12 protein-coding genes are annotated in these 18,703 nt (G+C 39.8%); 11 read left to right on the top strand and 1 reads right to left on the bottom strand.

All coding sequences use genetic code 11. From position 1 onward, the window contains the following. The first annotated feature begins 90 nt into the window (after positions 1-90). From KH286_RS03965 to KH286_RS03945, 5 genes are all read left to right on the top strand, one after another. Positions 91-1,707, top strand: a complete 1,617-nt coding sequence (locus KH286_RS03965) for a PAS domain-containing protein (protein WP_156697094.1) — start codon at positions 91-93, stop codon at positions 1,705-1,707. A 251-nt stretch (positions 1,708-1,958) separates the two neighbouring features. Continuing rightward, positions 1,959-3,587: a phosphoenolpyruvate carboxykinase (ATP) gene (locus tag KH286_RS03960; RefSeq protein ID WP_008715251.1), complete on the top strand. Its 1,629-nt coding sequence runs from the start codon at positions 1,959-1,961 to the stop codon at positions 3,585-3,587. A 231-nt stretch (positions 3,588-3,818) separates the two neighbouring features. Beyond that, the gene (locus tag KH286_RS03955) at positions 3,819-4,724 is read left to right on the top strand and encodes a LysR family transcriptional regulator (protein WP_278617631.1); all 906 of its coding nucleotides are present in this window, start codon (positions 3,819-3,821) and stop codon (positions 4,722-4,724) included. 409 nt (positions 4,725-5,133) lie between these two features. After that, positions 5,134-7,269, top strand: a complete 2,136-nt coding sequence (gene cooS, locus KH286_RS03950; RefSeq protein WP_278467046.1) for an anaerobic carbon-monoxide dehydrogenase catalytic subunit — start codon at positions 5,134-5,136, stop codon at positions 7,267-7,269. Positions 7,270-7,863: 594 nt separating this feature from the next. Next, positions 7,864-8,226, top strand: coding sequence for a hypothetical protein (locus KH286_RS03945; protein ID WP_008603073.1), 363 nt, complete (start codon positions 7,864-7,866; stop codon positions 8,224-8,226). 120 nt (positions 8,227-8,346) lie between these two features. On the opposite strand, the gene bioB is transcribed toward KH286_RS03945, so the two are convergent. Next, the gene (gene bioB / locus KH286_RS03940; protein WP_077708013.1) at positions 8,347-9,375 is read right to left on the bottom strand and encodes a biotin synthase BioB; all 1,029 of its coding nucleotides are present in this window, start codon (positions 9,373-9,375) and stop codon (positions 8,347-8,349) included. Positions 9,376-9,702: 327 nt separating this feature from the next. Between bioB and KH286_RS03935 the strand changes: the two genes are divergently transcribed. The 6 genes from KH286_RS03935 to hemQ all read left to right on the top strand — a co-directional run bounded on the left by KH286_RS03935 (position 9,703) and on the right by hemQ (position 18,577). Continuing rightward, the gene (locus KH286_RS03935; RefSeq protein WP_278617630.1) at positions 9,703-10,974 is read left to right on the top strand and encodes a metallophosphoesterase family protein; all 1,272 of its coding nucleotides are present in this window, start codon (positions 9,703-9,705) and stop codon (positions 10,972-10,974) included. Further along, positions 10,964-13,846 (top strand): ATP-binding protein, encoded by a 2,883-nt coding sequence (locus tag KH286_RS03930; RefSeq protein ID WP_341458848.1) that lies wholly within the window; start codon positions 10,964-10,966, stop codon positions 13,844-13,846. Before KH286_RS03935 ends, KH286_RS03930 begins: the two co-directional genes overlap by 11 nt. Before the next feature lie 208 nt (positions 13,847-14,054). Then, positions 14,055-15,098, top strand: coding sequence for a uroporphyrinogen decarboxylase (gene hemE / locus KH286_RS03925; RefSeq protein WP_123138387.1), 1,044 nt, complete (start codon positions 14,055-14,057; stop codon positions 15,096-15,098). A gap of 4 nt (positions 15,099-15,102) precedes the next feature. Then, a complete protein-coding gene (hemH, locus tag KH286_RS03920; protein WP_221741400.1) occupies positions 15,103-16,002 on the top strand; it encodes a ferrochelatase in 900 nt (299 codons plus the stop codon). Continuing rightward, positions 15,999-17,615, top strand: coding sequence for a protoporphyrinogen oxidase (gene hemG, locus KH286_RS03915; protein WP_278617628.1), 1,617 nt, complete (start codon positions 15,999-16,001; stop codon positions 17,613-17,615). The genes hemH and hemG overlap by 4 nt, the downstream gene beginning before the upstream one ends. Positions 17,616-17,845: 230 nt before the next feature. Beyond that, the gene (gene hemQ, locus KH286_RS03910) at positions 17,846-18,577 is read left to right on the top strand and encodes a hydrogen peroxide-dependent heme synthase (RefSeq protein WP_039965396.1); all 732 of its coding nucleotides are present in this window, start codon (positions 17,846-17,848) and stop codon (positions 18,575-18,577) included. Positions 18,578-18,703: the final 126 nt, after the last annotated feature.

Here is an 18,703-nt window from a genome sequence, read left to right as displayed (position 1 = left end):
ATCAAAATTGTATCTGTAGCAACTGAAAATTACTTTCAAAATGATATAATAAAACTGTAATAATAAATTAGCCCGTGGAGGTATAAGCATATGAATCCATTAAAACAAAAGCTAGATATTAATAATGAACGTTACAGAATTATCGTGTCCATTAAAGAAGATTATTTGGATGGTAAATTGTCCTTAGAAGAGGGCAATCGCATTTTAAAAGAAAAATTAGGCACTTGTACACCTGATGAATTTGCCTATGCAGAGCAAAGCTTGAAAGGTGTTTACAAGGACGAAGAAATCCTAGAGAAAATGGATGATCTCTTAGAATTATTTGATGGCGTTTTGGTGCGTGCCGAAAATGAGTACCCTGAAAATCATCCGTTATGGGCATACTTGGAAGAAATTAACGCTGTTGAGAAGGTAGCACTAGAAGCGGATGAGTTATTAAAGCAAGAGAAGTTTATCAAAAATCCGTGGCTCGGCGTTTTTGATTCCTTAGCAGAGTGGAGAACACATCTGTCTCGTAAGCAAAATCAATTGTATCCAATGCTTGAGGACCACGGCTTTGACCGTCCAACGCGCATTATGTGGACCTTTGATGATGCTGTGCGCGATGCTATCTCTGCATCCTATGCATTGCTTCGGGAAGATAAGTATGAAGAATTCCTAGCGTCCGTACCAGAAACTTTGGCGAAATTACGGGATTTGAATTCTAAAGAACTAGAAGTCTTATTGCCAACGTCTTATAAATTGTTGAGTGACGAAGAGTTTGTGCGGATGAGTAAAAATGACCATGAAATTGGTTATGCTATCATCAATGCGCCAGGCTTATATGTAGTGCCAGGTATCAATGATTCTGCGGCACAATTGAATGGCAATAATTCAGCTCAAGGTGGTGCTGTATCTAACGAGTTCTTAAATGATTTAGCCGGCTTGCTATCTAAATATGTAGGTCCTGTTGGTGGTGCGCCCGTTGGTAAGGACGCAGTCCTCGATGTAGCAACGGGTAAATTGACATTAGAGCAAATTAATTTGTTGTTCCGTCATTTACCGGTAGATTTATCCTATGTAGATGAAAATGAACTAGTTAAGTTCTACAGCGATACGGCACATCGTATTTTCCCTCGCAGTGCGAACGTTATCGGCCGTGAGGTGAAGAATTGTCACCCAGCAAAATCTGTTCATATAGTAGAAGAAATCGTAGAGAAGTTCCGTTCTGGCGAACAAAGCCAAGCGGAATTCTGGATCAATAAACCAGGCTTGTTCATCTATGTTATCTACACCGCAGTACGCGATGAAAATGGTAAATTCCGCGGCGTATTGGAAATGATGCAAGACTGTACTCATATCCGTGAACTGGAGGGTTCCCGTACATTGTTGACTTGGGATAAAACTGATTTTGTAGGCGATGGTGGTAAAGAAAAATCCTTGGCTCAAGAGGCAGCAGAAGAGGTAGAAGAAGAACCATTAACAACTGATGCAAATGGTCGATTCCATATCGATGCAAAAACAACATTGTCAAATCTAATTAAACAATGCCCGGATATTGTAGATCATTTGATTTCTTTAAATCCTAAATTTGAGAAATTAAAAACACCTATGGTAAAAGTAATGGCTAAGGTGGCAACAATCAAGATGATGGCAGAACGCGGCGATTTTGAGGTAGATGATCTAATTAGCAAAATCGATGCATTTATCAATAAAGATAAGAAATAATTGTACTTTTAAACCTTGAAAAGAGACGAGGACTTTGGACCTCGTCTCTTTTATCTGGCCAAATGTGTTGCACTAATTTAAAATAAACATACAATAATTTCCTATAAATCATCTGTTTTATGTATACAAATTTGATTGAACAGGGTAAAATAGAAAATAATGAAAGTATTTGCCTAAGCAGTGTTTTCATGTACAACATTACTTTTACAAGAGAAATTACTAATATATTAAAAGGTGAGGATCTAGATACTATGTCTACAAGACGCGTTTGGAAGCAAAGTGAAATCAAAACAAATCCATTATTTTCTATGATGCGCAGTACAATTGAAACTGCATTCTATGGGAACAATGTAACTCCTGTAACATCTGTGGCACAAGCGTATCAACTAGCCTCTGAAGAGCCAGGTGTTATCGTCCTCGATATGCCAGTATTTAAACCATTAGAACAAGGTTTGCCAGCTGATGCAAAGGTCCTTGTTACAAATGATGGTAAAACTACAGGTCGTTATGCTAAAGCTCGTCGTATTATTGGAGACGAGGGCATCGATGAAGTTGAACTCGCGAATATTGCACGTGATGCTGTGTATGATAGCCGCAATAAAGAGTGGATTTCTGCAGAATCTATCGTTGGTCTTGATAAAAAATTCACAGCTCGTGCTCATTTGATGATTCCAAAAGATCACGCGTCTATTTTGTATTCTTGGCTCATGAACTTCAAGTTCTTTGATGCAGCTGTAAAAGAATTCTACAATGACAGTGTAGAGATCCCAGAAGGCGACATCTATATTTACTCTGATCCTGACTATGTTGTACCAGGTCATCCAGGCGGTCTTGCTATTTTTGACCCTGCGCATAACTGTGCTATGATTCTTGGTATGCGCTACTTTGGAGAGCATAAAAAAGGTACACTTACACTTGCGTGGTCCTTGGCAAATCGTTTCGACTATGTTGCTTGCCACGGTGGCATGAAACGTTACAACCTTGAAGGTGGTAAATCTTACACTATCGGTGTATTCGGTTTATCTGGTTCCGGTAAATCCACATTGACTCATGAAAAACATGATGGTCGTTATGATATCTCTATCCTGCATGACGATGCATATATCATCAATACTGAGGATTTGAGTTCTATTGCTCTTGAACCTACGTACTTCGATAAAATGCAAGATTATCCTGTGGAACATCCTGCTAACGAATTCTTGTTGACGCTACAAAATGTAGGTGTAACGATGGATGAGGATGGACGTAAGGTTGTACTGGCCGAAGATGTGCGAAACAGCAATGGTCGTGCTATTAAATCTCAATTCTGGACAGATAACCGCGTAAACTACGTAGGTGAACCTGTTAATGCCATAGTATGGCTTATGAAAGATAAAACATTGCCACCAATCCTTAAGATTTCCGATCCTGTATTGGCTTCTACAATGGGGGCAACCCTTGCGACTCGTCGTTCTACAGCAGAAAAACTTGATGCTCACGTCGATCCAAATGCGCTTGTTATCGAACCATATGCAAATCCATTCCGTACATATCCATTGGTTCGTGACTATGAAAGTTATAAAAAATTATTCTCTAAATGTGGTGTAGAGTGCTATATCATGAACACCGGCTTCTTCTTGGAAAATAAAATTCCTAAAGAAGTTACTCTCGATTTGTTAGAGCGTTTAGTAGAAGGTACATTAGAATTTAAACCGTTCTGTGAATACGAAAATCTTTCTTATGTAGAGGTTCCTGGTTTTGAACCTCCATTCGAAGTACGCGAGTATCATCACCAATTGCACCAAGCTTTTGAGTTCCGCTATGATTATGTAGAAAAACTTAAAGGTCATAAAAACGAATTACCTCAAGAAGTATTGGATGTACTTAAATCTTTAATGTAATCTAAAAATTAAAAAGGGCTGTAATAGAATGCGGTTTTACCGCATACTATATGTAGTTCGTTTAACTTATAAGACATACCAAGAAATTTAGGTTTGTAAGGCACTAAATTTCTTGGTATTTTTTTATTTTCCCCATGTATATGTAACGTATATTTTAGTAATATATAGTTATAATAGAAATAATGTTTTATTATAAGACTTGTATATGTACATAGTTATAAGGACTCGTATATGGACATAAAAGACATTAAATATATTAGTACCATCGTTGAGATGGCATCATTTTCTAAGGCATCTAAAAAGTTATATATTTCTCAGCCGGCGTTGAGTCAGGGAATTCGTCGCATTGAAGCAGAGCTAGGAGTTACGTTGTTTGTTCGTGATCGTACAAAAGTCGTGCCAACGGCTGCGGCGTTACAAATTGCAAAAGAGGGCATGCCGTTAGTTTTAAAGGCGGAGGCTTTAACGCAATCTATCATTAATCAAGGCACAGATGTAGCCTATCATGTGCGTATCGGCTTGTCTCAATTTTATGGACATCATATGCTCGGGAAAACATTGAAAAGCTTTCAACAGATTGAACCTACTTGGGAGTTCCATGTTGTAGAGGGAGAATCTCACTTTTTGGAACAGCAAATTTGTGATGGCTTAGTAGATGTAGGATTATTTCCAACGCCGATTTATTCTCAGGACCTTGAAAGTTATCCCGTTTTAGATGAACAGATTTTATTGGCCATTAGTGTGGAAAACAAGAAGGCCATAGATATTGCAGATTCTCTCATGACTAATGATGGAATTCGAGAAATTGCACCCTTTGGAGCATTTCCGTTTATTTTGCTAAGAGAGGGACTCAAATTGCGGACGTTGGTAAACCGTCTGTGTCAAGCGGAATCCTTTGTGCCAAAAGCCGTAATTGGCGCTGAAACTTTAGATTCATGCCGGTCCTTGGTAGAAGATGATTATGGTATTACATTCTTGCCGAGCACGCTCAATAGCAAGGGGGATGACGATAAGGTTAAATTCTATCCTCTTGCATCGAAACTTTGTTTCCGCCAATTAGTTCTTGTGGCAAGGTCTGATCGGGCAAAACGTTTCCATTTATCTGAAGTAGCACATATCATGCAGCAATTTTTGTAGTGCATAGGTATAAAGATATTTAGGTGGCATATCCTGAGGGGAGGATCATATTAATAAATTAATAATTAATACATAAATTAATACGTAAATCAATCAATTAATCAATAAAATAAAGAGACTAATTCCTGTAAAGTTTAGGAATTAGTCTCTTTTTATTTATGAAAAGAAACTGAAAAAATCGAATTTAATAAATATAGTAATTATCATATTCTTAGATATAGATGCGTCAAAAATTTCTCAAATTTTAATTGACAAATGTCTTTTCAGAAAATATACTTAAAGTGATTTAAAACATATTTAGGAGATAGGACTTAAAACCCATCATTGTAGTGGATTTAAAGTGAATTAAAAGTAGAATATGTTTTTTGTTTTTATTGGTTGGCCTATGTAGGCCCCTAGGAGGTTTCAAATGAGTAAAGATGTGGAAAATAAAAATACCCATGAACACAATCATGGTGAACAACATGGTCACGACCATAATCATGAACATCATTGCCACTGTGGCGGTCATGATGATCATGGTCACGACCATAGTCATGCAAAGGCTCTTCCGACGGATAAATGGGTGCCACACACTCATGAACCAGGGGTACCTCATGAACATGGTGTAAATGACTACATGAAAGCTGTTGCTGAGTATCGTAAAACATGGCCTACAAAACAAGATGTAATTGAACAAACACCAGATCCTGCTGTGCGTGAAATGATTCTTCGTATGGAGCAAATCGGTTGTGATACGGTATTTGACCGCTTTGATAAACAACAACCACAATGTACATTTGGTATTGCTGGTATATGTTGTCGTATCTGTTTCATGGGCCCTTGTAAAATTACACCTAAGAGTCCTCGTGGTGTCTGCGGTGCGGATGCTGACCTCATCGTAGCTCGTAATATGACACGTGCTGCTGCAGGTGGTTTGACTCAACATGGTGCACATGCTCGTGAAATCTTGATTTCTTTGAAAGCTGCTGCTAATGACCAATTGGACATTCCAATTTTAGGGGAAGAAAAAATCCGTACTGTATGTAAGGCTTTCAACATCCCTGAAGAAGGTCGTTCCTTGAAAGAAGTGGCTAATGATTTAGCAGATGTATTGCTCGAAGATTTGAGCCGTGCATTGCCAGGTGAATATAAAACAATTACAGCTATGGCTCCTGCAGAGCGTCGCGAAGTTTGGAAAAACTTGGATATCTTGCCTGTTTCCGCATACAATGAAGCCTTTGATGCATATCATCGTACAACCGTAGGTACAGATGGCGATTGGGAAAGCAACATGAAACAATTCTTACGTTGTGGTCTTGCGTTCACATTCACAGGCGTAGTGGCCGCAGATATCGCTACTGATGCATTATTCGGTCAAGGCGGTCGCCGTACATCCAAAGTTAACATTGGAGCCTTGAAAAAAGGGTATGTTAACATCGCTGTTCATGGTCACTTGCCAACATTGGTTTCTCAAATTTGTAAGATTGGTGCGTCCGAAGAGTATTTAGAAAAAGCAAAAGCTATCGGAGCTAAAGGTATTCAATTCTATGGTATTTGCTGCTCTGGCTTATCCAGTATGTACCGCTATGAAAATGTTATTCCATTGTGTAATGCTATCGGCGCTGAGCTCGTACTTGGTACAGGCGCACTCGATTGCTGGGTAGCTGACGTACAAGACGTATATCCTGCTATCATGGACGTAGCACGTTGCTTCAACACAAAGGTTATCACTACATCTGATGCAGCTCGTTTACCAGGTGCTGAACACATCGGCTACGATCATCATCACACTAACTTGGCTGAAACAAAAGATTTGGCTCGCAAAATTTTGGATCGTGCTCTTGAAGCGCATGAATTGCGTAAAGGTATGCCTGTATTCATTCCGCCATACGAAATCACAGCAGAAGTTGGCTTCTCTCCAGAATCCACTGTTAAACATTATGGTTCCTTCAAACCATTGGCAGAGGCTTTAAAATCTGGTAAAGTTCGCGGTATCGTTAACGTAGTAGGTTGTTCTAACCCTCGTGTTATCTATGAAAAGGCAACTGTAGATATTGTTGATACACTTATTAAAAATGGCTGTATCATCCTTACAAACGGTTGTGCATCTTTCCCATTGATGAAACTTGGCTATTGTAATACAGATGCTAACAAGAAATGTAGCCCTGCATTGCAAGAGTTCTTGGGCGATGATCAACCACCAGTATGGCATGTGGGTGAATGTGTAGATAATGCGCGTTCCTCTGGTATCTTCGGCGGTATTGCTGCAGAACTTGGCCTTAACTTACCTCAATTGCCATTTGCTATGTCTAGTCCTGAATGGTCTAACGAAAAAGGTATCGATGCATCCCTTGGCTTCCGCCTAATGGGTATTAACTCTTACCACTGCGTTGAACCACCTACACAAGGCTCTGATGCTGTAACAAAATGGTTGAAAGAGGACACTAAAGACATCTTAGGTTCTGTTATGTATGTTAATACAGATCCTGCTAAAGTAGCTGAGAAAATCTTGGCAGATATCGATGAAAAACGCGCTGCTTTAGGTTGGGCTGAAGTAAAATAGTAATTAGTAAATTATAGTTTATAATAAGAAACGCTCAAAAGCGTAATGGTTATCGTATTTCCTTAAGCTTTTGAGCTTTTTTCTTTATATAAGAGTATAGTGTTACTTGTTAATTCGTGAGTTCTTACAAACCCTTTACTATTAACCCTTATGGTAATATGTATATAGACTTAACAATATGTATAAGTTTATGAAGCAACGAAAAAAGGACTCTATATAGAGTCCTTTTTTCATGTAAGGGGAGTGTTAGTATTAATATCAAATGAAACATGTATTTAAACAAGTAGTAGGTTTGGGGTTAGTATTACTTGTCGGGAGATAAATACACGTACGGTAACCAGGGAATTGTTACCTTTGTCTATCATTTGACATTATCATTATAGGAAGGGTAAATGAGTTAAAAATGAAGAAATTTAATAAATTTCTTTAAGTTTCTTATATTTGTAAAAAACATGGTAATTAATTTTAATTATTGTTGATAAATATGGGACAATTTTGGTATTATATAAAGGAGAAGTTGTATATTTTATAAAGGTTTATCCACATTAAGCTTTTATAAAATATACAGCTCGATAGCATGAGAGGGGCAGTCATATGAGTAAAATATTCACCATATTAACACTTTTGTGGCTACTCAGTATAGGGGGGACTACTAACGCAACGGACTGGTACTATGTTGGACCAGATGCATCAGGAAACCAATTATTTATTGACAATGACAGTGTACAGAAGAGTGATTACGATGCACTTTTGTGGCTGCGAGTTAATGAACTGGGTGGCGACGAATTGCGATATAAAGTTTATATCAGTAGATATAATCGAACCATGGAAACATTGAAGGTAGATGCGTACATGTCAGACGGGACGCCGTATGAGAATGTAGAATTTAATGAGAATCCTGAGCCCATTGCGGGTAACACAAATGGTCAAGCCATTTACATTTTATTATGGAAATAAAAGAACCATCTAGTACAGCAAACTAGATGGTTCTTTTTATGTGTAAAATATTTATAAAGCATTAGGGAATAATTTATATACTACATCCTCTAGATATGGAGAATGGTATATATGAGGTTTTTAGACTTGAGCTGTATTGCGAGTCAACTCCAAGTCTTGAATCATTTGGAGATCGTCTTGAGGTGAACGACCGCCAGTGGTTAAGTAGCCACCAACCATGATACCGTTTAGGCCACCTTTTAGAGCATAAGCTTGTAAGTCCCGTAGATTTACTTCGCGACCGCCTGCAGTACGAATCAATGCATTTGGCAAGATGAAACGGAATACGGCGAAGGTACGTAAGATATCCAATGGACGTAAAGCTTCGTTGCTTTCAAATGGAGTCCCTTTAACAGGATTCAAAATGTTTAATGGCACGGAGTCAATATGTAAACGTTTAAGTTCGAACGCCATTTCTACGCGTTGTTCTAATGTTTCGTTAAGGCCAAGAATGCCACCAGAGCAAACACGGATGCCTGCTTTTTGTGCATTATCTATGGTAAACATTTTATCTTCGTAGGAATGTGTAGTACAAATATCTGGGAAGTGACTAGGTGCCGTTTCGATATTGGAGTGGTATCGAGTAACACCAACTTCTTTTAATTTGAGTGCTTGTTCGTAAGTTAACAACCCAAGAGAACAGCAGATTTCAAGGCCAATTTCGTTTTTGATACGGCCTAATACGTGGATGATTTGATCAAATTCATCAGGGTTATTAGTATTACGACCACTTGTTACGATGGAAAAACGAATGGCACCAGCCTTTTTAGCTTTACGTGCTGCTTGGAGAATGCTTTCTTCATCCATGAAAGGATACTCCTGAACGCCTGTGTTGTGGTGTGCGGATTGAGCACAGAATTTACAGTTTTCAGGACATTTGCCGGATCGAGCATTAACAATGGCGCATACATCTACAGAATTATCATTGAAATGTTGGCGAATTTTATCAGCCATAGCGAGTAGAATCATAGTATCATCATCTGAAGTATGAATTAGCTCGATTGCTTCTTCTTTTGTAATTTCGCCGCCGTTCATGATGCGGTTTGCAATGGTAAGTATTTTTTCGTATGTACCCACTTGGGATGGTTGTTGATCTATAGGCAAAGCCATAATAGCCTCCAGGAAATTGTTAACTTAATAAAAACATAATATATTGACAATTTGATTGTAAACGTTCGCGTATAAATTGTCAACTTAATGCGTGAATTGGTTAACAAAAATAATAACATATTATGATTTATCTCTTATGATGAAAGAAAATGTGCTTATCTTATAATTTATATTTATTAATAGTTAAGAGAAGTTTAGTTTAACTATATTGTTTTGATGCTAAATGATAGTTATTTTTAACTTATCTTTAAGGTTTTGTAGTATAATAAACTATTGTAATTACTATATATAACTATAATAAGAATATTAATGGAGGAGTGGATATAGATGCAGCCGTTTCGATTTATACACTGTGGTGATCTGCATTTAGGGGCACCCTTTCAATATGCTACAGGTATTAGCAGCGCTGTTGATCGCGCCGTAAGTGAAGCAACCTATGTAGCCTTAGATAAAATTATTGATACTGCTATTACAGAACATGTTCATGCTGTCGTAATAGCTGGTGATATTTATAATAGTGAAGACCATAATTTAGAGGCTCAAGTCCGTTTTGTGCGCGCCATGTATCGCTTGGCGGAGCATCGTATTGATGTCTATATGGTACAAGGTAACCATGATCCTGCTGAAAGCTGGAAGGCGCAACTGCAGATGCCAGATAATGTCCATATATTTTCTAGTGAACAGGTACAACGTTTTCCGCTCATCGTTAACAATATAGAAATTGGTGGCGTATATGGTATTAGTTGTGGTCATGGTAATGAAAGTGACAACTATGCTCGTCAATACAGAGCTTTTGAACGGGATGAGTTTTCCCTTGCTGTCATGCATGGTACTGTAGGTTCTAGTGTAGGCTCTGAAAACCATAATGTAACAGGACCTTGTAATTTAACTGATTTAACAGAGGCCGCTATGGATTATTGGGCATTGGGCCATATTCATAAATCTCAAGTTCTTAGCGAGGAACCTCTCGTAGTTTATGCTGGTAATCCGCAAGGCTTGCATCGTAAAGAACATGGACCTAAGGGATGTTATATTGTATCTGTATCACATAATGGTCATTGTGATTTGCGATTTATCGATACCTGCGCTGTCCGATTTGAGGAAATCAAAATCGATATTGCTGGCATGCAAAATGAAACGGATTTCTTAGAGATTTTGCGCCGTAAAAAAGAAAATTTGCGAAAGCAGCATAAGAAAAACATCTTGCTATCCATCGTTGTGTCCGGTACAGGACCTCTACATCGCCTATGTACGCAAGAGGGGATTCGAAAACTATGGTTGCAAGAGTCTCAAAATGAAGAGAAAGGCAAATCTATATTTGTTATGCCTTACCGTATCACTTCTAATACAAGACCTAGTATTAATCTAGTTGAACGACGTCTATTAACAGATGTAGTAGGTGATTATTTGCGTGCTTATGATGATATGGTAGATGGGGATGCGATACAGACTGCGCGCCAAATCATGGCTGATCGTCCTGAATTTAAGCGCTTAGGCGCATATGCCGATTTATTAAGTGATGAATTATTGGCACGAGCTTTAAAACGTTGTGAAATTGAAGGTGTTACTGTATTGATGGGGGCTAATGATGAACATTAAACGCATACGATTTGATGAATTTGGCCCGTATCGCGACTGGTCTTTCACCACGGGTGATAATGGGGTTCAACTCATGTATGGTCCTAATGAAAGTGGTAAAACATCCTTGCTCGAAGGGATGCGCACCTTGTTATTTGGCGGTACTCATAAGGTTTATGGCCCTATGACGGGGGCCCTTGATGTGGACCGTAATGGTGAAAGCTACTATATCGGTCGTAAGGGTAAGCAGTTAGACTTTTACAGTCCTGGTAATCCTGCTATCCATGAAGAGCCGGCTCAATATTGGTGGCATGGCATCGATAAAAAAACATATAACCGCATATTTGCGCTAACATTAGACGACCTACAAGGACTTGATGTATTACAAGAGGTAGAGGTTCGTTCTCGATTCTTTGGCGCCGAAGGGGGAGAACACTTAGGTGGAGCTGTTAAGAATGTTGAAAAAGGGGCTACAGACCTACTTGTAGCATCCTCGAATGGTAAACGTCGTATCAATGTATTGATGGATGAGCTTAAAGAAAATCGACAAAAGCTGAGTCAGTTGGCGGAGCATGAAGCGCAATATGTGGAATTACAAACCGTCTTTCACAGTACGGAGCAAACCGAAATGGAATTGCAAAATCAGTTGAAAGAATGGAAGGAATATCGGGATGGTATCGATGTAGTATTGCGTGCATGGGATACGTATCGTCGCAGTGAAGAGGCACGTATGCACATGCAGCAGTACAATAGTGAGCTCGCTTTGAGTCGTGATGAGTTTCTTCGCCTTGATGAAGAAATTAAACGGGCTCGTGACAATATGCAATTATGGCAGGAAAAGGAAGCGGCATTGATGCCGGCTAACTTTAGTCCTGATAGCCCATTTGGAACTTACGGTCAAGATATTGAAGACCTTATTCAACAAGGTGCTAAATGGGAGCAATTACGCCGTGAGTGCGAGGAAGGCGATGCGTATATCCGTAAGGTTAGAGAACAATTGGAGTTTTCACGCACCCTACATTCTGCGTGGCGTCACGATGAGCCAATGGCAGAAGACATCAATTGGTTTGATGGAGAACGTTTGGCAAGTCGTTTGCGCACCGCAAAAGAACAACTTTTACATTGGCAAGACCGCAAACCTGCAGAGGCTACCGATGAGGTGCCGAAAGCGAACCTTGAAGGGGCATCCTTACCTAACTTTAGTGAAGAAGAATTAGCTAAAAAAGAATATTTAGAACGTGAATTAGATCGTATCTTAATGGATATAGATCGAGTAGAGGCTAGACGGAATAGTTCTGGTTCAGCTGCACAGCCTACAATTCTGCCAAAATGGCTACAACGCATTAGTGGTATAGGTGCTGTTATAGCTGTATTGGTAGTATTAGCAGGCCTGTTGGTTCTTGAATCGGCATTATATACTATAGGTGGCTTTATTTTCTTGATTCTATCTATGGGGCTATTCTGGTATGCTACCTGGAGGCTTCATAATGGTAACTCGGATGTATCTAAATTAAACTATGAGTTACAAATTTTATCCTCCCATAAATCTGATGTAGAGCATCAGCTAGAGGCTTTGATCAAGGCTGCTACACCTACAGTGAGTCCTGTACCATCCTTAGAAGGGGCGGCACATCTTGAACGTTGGATTCAAGAAGGTCATACATTACAAGGCATTTACGATGAAGCCCTCGCAGCATGGCAAAACTGGTTACCGCAAGGGGCGGCTAAGAGTCTCGATGAAGATGATTTCTTTGGCCTCAAACATGAATATGATCAATATCATGAGCAACTACGTACTATAGAAGGCTATGAAAAGCGTTTAGCGGAGCATAAAGAAGGTCTACGTATTATTGAAGACCAAGCGATGGCTTTGTGGTATAACCTTGGGATAGAGGCACCAGTATCTCCAACAGAGCTAAAACGCATTTATAACCAATATAAGAACTTCCAACAAAATAAGATTGTATGGGAACAAAAGGAAGCACAACGTAAAAGCTTCCGTAATGAATATGATAATTGGCATCGTAAGGAAAAAGAGCTACTCCTTCGTCAACAAGAACTGCTCCATAAAGCGGGTATGGAAAGTTCCAACGAGTATCGTCAACATCTTATCGATGAGGACCAATATAAACAGTGGCAAACCATCTACAAGCAAAGTCAAGTGCAGCTTGATTTGCTTGCTCCTGACGCGGAGAATAAAGACTTGTTCTATCGTCGTTTGCGAGAAGGCAACAAAGATAACTGGTTAGATGAATTGGCTCACTCTGAGCGTGAAATAGCCTCTATTGAAGATAAATTGGCTACCTTGTACGAACGCCGTGGTCAAATAGTTGAAGCAATGCGTACACTTGGATCTGACCAGGAGCAACACCAAATGTTGCAAGAACGAGAGGCTTTACAAAGTGAATTAGAGTCTGCTCTCGAAGATTGGGCTACACAAGTATTGATAAGCCATTGTATGGATAAGGCTCAACAATCGTATGAACAAGAAAAACAACCTCATATGTTAGAGCTTGCCTCCTCTTATGTTGAAAAACTAACTGGTGAGAGGTATACGCTTGATATTCTAGGTATTAATAAAGGGGTAGCACTTATCAACAATAATGGGGAACGACTAGAACTTAAATTTTGGTCTAGTGGCTTAGCTGATCAAGTGTACTTGGCCTTGCGTCTCGCCCTAGCTAAGGTATTCTCTTATCAAGTGGAGTCCTTGCCGATTATCTTGGACGATATTTTGGTGCGTTTTGACGAAAATCGTCAACGTAGTGCCTTGGAACTGTTGGCTGAGCTTGGAAAGAATCAACAGATTTGGCTCTTTACCTGTCAACGCTCCGTATATGATATGGCTCAATCTATTATGGGCATCGATTGCCATAGACTAAGTCGTAGCTAAATTAATTTCGGACTGGAATTAAAGACTAGTTGAATTAAAGACTAATTAGATTAAATAGATATCAACGAGGTAATGAAATAATCCCTGTGGTCGCTACAAGCTTTCACAGGGAATATTAATGGCATTGTTGTGTGTGATTGTAACCAAAGTAACTGTTTTAGTTACCATAGTGTGTTAGTATACATTTAGAACGAAAGGGGTTGAGTACTTGAACACAGCTTATTTGGACATGATCCAAGGGAAGAACCCTGGTGTAACGCCTGTGTGGTATATGCGTCAAGCTGGTCGTAGCCAAGCGGAATATCGCAAAATCAAAGAGAAATATTCATTATTTGAAATTACAAAAGAGCCCGAGTTATGTGCTCGTGTTACGGAATTACCTGTTAAGGAATACGGCGTTGATGCGGCTATCCTTTACAAAGATATCATGAGCCCAATGGTGGCTATGAATGTAAATGTTGAGCTCAAGGCCGGTGTGGGTCCTGTGTTTAGCACGCCTATCCGTTCTATGGCTGATGTAGAGGCTCTAGATTCCTTTGATCCTACCAAGGTAGAGTATATCGGTAAAACGATTACACTCTTAACATCTGGCATGCTCGACGTGCCACTCATTGGTTTTTGCGGTGCGCCGTTTACGATTGCATCCTACCTTATCGAAGGGGGACCAACGAAGAACTACAATAAGACTCGTGGCATGCTCATCGGTGCTCCTCATGTGTGGAATGCATTGATGACTAAACTGGCGGACATGTCCATTGCGTACTTATCCATGCAAGCCGAAGCGGGTGCCAATGCACTTCAAATCTTCGACTCTTGGGTAGGGGCTGTTAATGCAGATCAGTATAAACAAGGGATTTACCCTCATATGGAACGAATCATTAAGGCTGTAAAAGCTAAATATCCTCATTTACCTATAGCGATGAATGGCGTTGGCACTGACCATTTGGTGTCTATTTGGTCTCATTTGCCATTAGACGTCATTGCCCTTGATTGGCGTAGTTCCATTGTTATGGCGAATGAACGGGGTGTAACGCAAACCGTGCAAGGTAACTTAGATCCAGCGTATCTGTTCGGAGACGAAAAAACATTGGCTCACGAAGTAGATCGTATTTTGCTCGAAGGAGTTCGCTATGGTCGCCATATCTTTAATTTAGGTCATGGCGTATTCCCCGAGGCAGATCCTCAAAAACTCCATTGGCTAACGGACTATGTGCATGAACGTAGTCGTGAAATTTGGGCTCAAGAGAGGTAAATTAGTGAAAGTAGAAAAAAAAGGATTATTATTCCTGTCTTATGGTAGCCCTTTAAGTAAGGATGATTTAGTACCCTATATGACGAGCATTCGTCGTGGCCGTGTACCAACGAAAGAAGAGATTGCTAATCTTACTAAGCGTTATGATACAATCGGTCAATGGGAAAATGTTGAACTTCAAACTATGGCAGAGTGCCAATATAGAACCTTGCTTACTCTGTTGTTGACTATGCCTTCCGCTATTGGTTTTTTACACATGAAACCGTCCATTGCAGATGCAGTTGACTCCTTAGTCCAGCAAGGAGTGGAGCATATTATCGCTATTGTAACGGCTCCATTCTTCACCGCTCTCGGTACTGGAGCTTATGAAAAACAAGTACAAGCAGCTATTTCAAATTATGATAATGTGACATTCGACTTTATCCGTTCATGGTGGGATCAACCAACTTTCAAGGAATACTGGGTAAAAGCAGTTTCAAATTGTGTGAATATTAATAAAGATTTATTTGTTATTTTTAGTGCTCACAGTATACCTCTTATCAATAATCATGGTGGCGATTCGTATGCGTTAGCTTTAGAGGAAAGCGCCAAAGAGATTGCTGAACATTGTAAATTACCGAAATGGACTGTGGCGTGGCAAAGTGCAGCTCCTCATGGACAATGGTTGGGCCCTACTGTAGAGGATGCTATCAACGAAGCCTTACAAACTGGTGTTGATCGCATTGTTTTTGTACCATTTGGATTTGTAAGCAATCACGTTGAGGTATTGTACGATAATGATGTGGAGTGTAAAGAACTCGTTGAAGCAAAGGGCGCAACATATATGCGTGCACCCATGCCAAATTGTAATGAAATATTTTTACAAGCAATGGCGAGTGCAATAATAGAAAGGATTCATTCGTGAACGTAACAATTGTGGGCGGTGGCTTAACAGGGCTAACAGCGGCTTATTATCTAGGTCATGTAAAGCCAGAATGGACCATTACTCTTTACGAACAAGCCCCACGCTTCGGTGGGAAAATACAAACGCAACGAGTTGATAACTTCGTTGTAGAACTCGGTCCAGACTCCTATTTGGGTCGTAAAACAGAAATGACAGATCTCGTGCATGATCTTGGACTAGGGGATACCCTTGTGTCTAATGAAACAGGCCAAGCCTTTGTATATGATAAGGGTTCTATCCATCCTATTCCAGGTGGCTCTATCATGGGCATTCCTACGGAAATGATGCCCTTTGTGAAAGCAACGCTCATTTCTTGGCATGGTAAATTGCGCGCTGGCTTAGACTATTTTAAGAAACCATACCAACTCGATGAAAATGGTGATGTATCCATTGGTCATTTCTTTAAATACCACTTAGGTCAAGAAATGATGGATAAACTCATCGAGCCCCTATTAGCGGGTATTTATGGTGGGGATATTTATAAAATTAGTCTATTGTCGACATTCCCTCATTTCATTCAAGTAGAACAAAAATATGGGAACATGGTGAAAGGTATGATGGCTGCTAAGATGAGTCATTCCAAAGCAGGTGTCTCTAAAGCAGCTAAAGATGCTGTAGCAGAAGGCGATGTGCCTCGTGCTGGTAAAGGTACTATGACAGACCGTCAATTTGAAAGCCACGAAGCAAAGTCTAGTCAAGCTAATTTTGCTAGTAATAGTGCAAGCAGTTCTAACCATATAACAAAGACTAGTTCAAATCATCAGTCTGCTAAGGCGCAAACGGATATGGAAAGTCGGAAGGGAACAGCGGCTCAATCCGGCATGTTTCGTCAATTGACAGGCGGCCTTGAAAGCGTGATTACCGCTATTGTTGAGGCTATGCCTAGTAATGTACACTTGCATACAGGTACACTAGTTTCGGATATTCGATATGTTGAAGGCATGTACGCAATCGATGTGGCCAATCAGTATAACAATTCTTGTGGTTGTCAATCTATGGCAGATCATGTGATTATCAGTACGCCGCCGGCAACGTATACACAATGGTTTAAGGATGATCAGGGTTTTGACTTCTTGCGTTCTATGGAGCAATCTAGCTGTGCCATTGCTATTATGTCTTTTGATAAAAGCACCTTTGATGGTGATCTCAAGGGATCGGGTTTGCTCATTACTAGAAACACAGATACGCCTCTTACAGCATGTACTATTCTTAATCAAAAATGGCCTCAAACAACGCCAGATGATAAGGTGGTATTGCGCGTCTTTATCGGTAAGCCTGGCAATGACGTGGTAGAACGACTCAGCGAAGAGGAACTTTCAGAATTGGCAGTCAAAGAAATTCAACATATCATGGGTTTCTCTGTCAAACCAGAGTGGGTGCGCATCAATCGCCTCATTCACTGTATGCCTCAATATAATGTAGGCCATCGCGCAGGCATTAAAGCTGTTCGTGAACATGTGGCAGAGCATTATCCCAATTTACACCTCATTGGTACGCCCTTTGATGGCATTGGAATCCCTGATGGTGTAAAACAAGCAAAAGAACTGGTAGAAAAACTTGTGAATGACAAGTAAAATAGTGACTTGCTTAAAAGAGTTAGTATAGTATTAAGAGCTATAGGATTATCCTCAGCATAAAAGTAGAAGTTTAGTCTTAACTAAAGAATGTACTAATAAAAAATCTCAATAGAAACTAAATTGAAAAGACTCTATATGCTATAATAGTAAGTGGAGTCTTTTGATTTCCTTAGTTATATAGATACATTATTATTTTGATATAATCACCGTAGATAGGAGTGATCATAATGGGAAAAGCAATCCCTACAGTAGAAGGTTGGCATAGCCAACACATGGTATTCGCCATGGATTTCAGCGCATGGAACTGCTTCACAGAGGATGAAAAAGCAGCAGCGCGCAATGAATTAAAAGCATTCTTAGCAGACCTTGAAGCTAAACATCAAGCTAAAGAAGGAAGTTATGCATTCTATGATTGTAATGGAGCAAAAGGGGACTTAATCCTATGGATTCTTGGTCCATCCCTTGAATACTTGGCGCAAGTAGAACGCAAATTCCGCCGCCTTGCCATTGCAAGCGTATTAGTACAAACATACTCTTATACATCTGTAACAGAAGTAAGCACCTATGTTAAGGCTAAACTTGATACAGAGGAAGTTAACCAAAAACTATATCCTCACGTACCTCGCGATAAATATATCTGTTTCTATAATATGAGTAAAAAACGCGAAGGTGATGATAATTGGTTCATGCTACCACCGCAAGAACGCGGAGCCTTGATGAAGTCTCACGGTGAACTTGGTAAAACATACTTGGACGTTTTATCTGAATTCACCACAGGTGGCTGTGGCTTAGATGACTGGGAATGGGGTATTACCATCTTCAGTAACGACGACATCCAATTCAAAAAAATCGTATATGATATGCGCTTTGAAGTAGCCAGTGCAAAATACGGCATCTTCAGCGACTTCTACGTTGGTACCATCATCGACGACGCACTACTAGAAGAAATCTTTGGATAATAAAAGAGCCTGCAATGCAGGCTCTTCTTTATTATTGTCTTTAGACTGGTTCGCGACATAGTCGCGAATCATAAAACCACCCGCTATGCGGGTGCGGCAACGAAAGTTATACAAAAAATCACCTTG

Source organism: Veillonella parvula (assembly GCF_018378075.1).
GTDB lineage: Bacteria > Bacillota > Negativicutes > Veillonellales > Veillonellaceae > Veillonella > Veillonella parvula_K.
The sequence above is the reverse complement of the archived record's forward strand: the minus strand, read 5'-3'. Positions and strand labels throughout refer to the sequence as shown.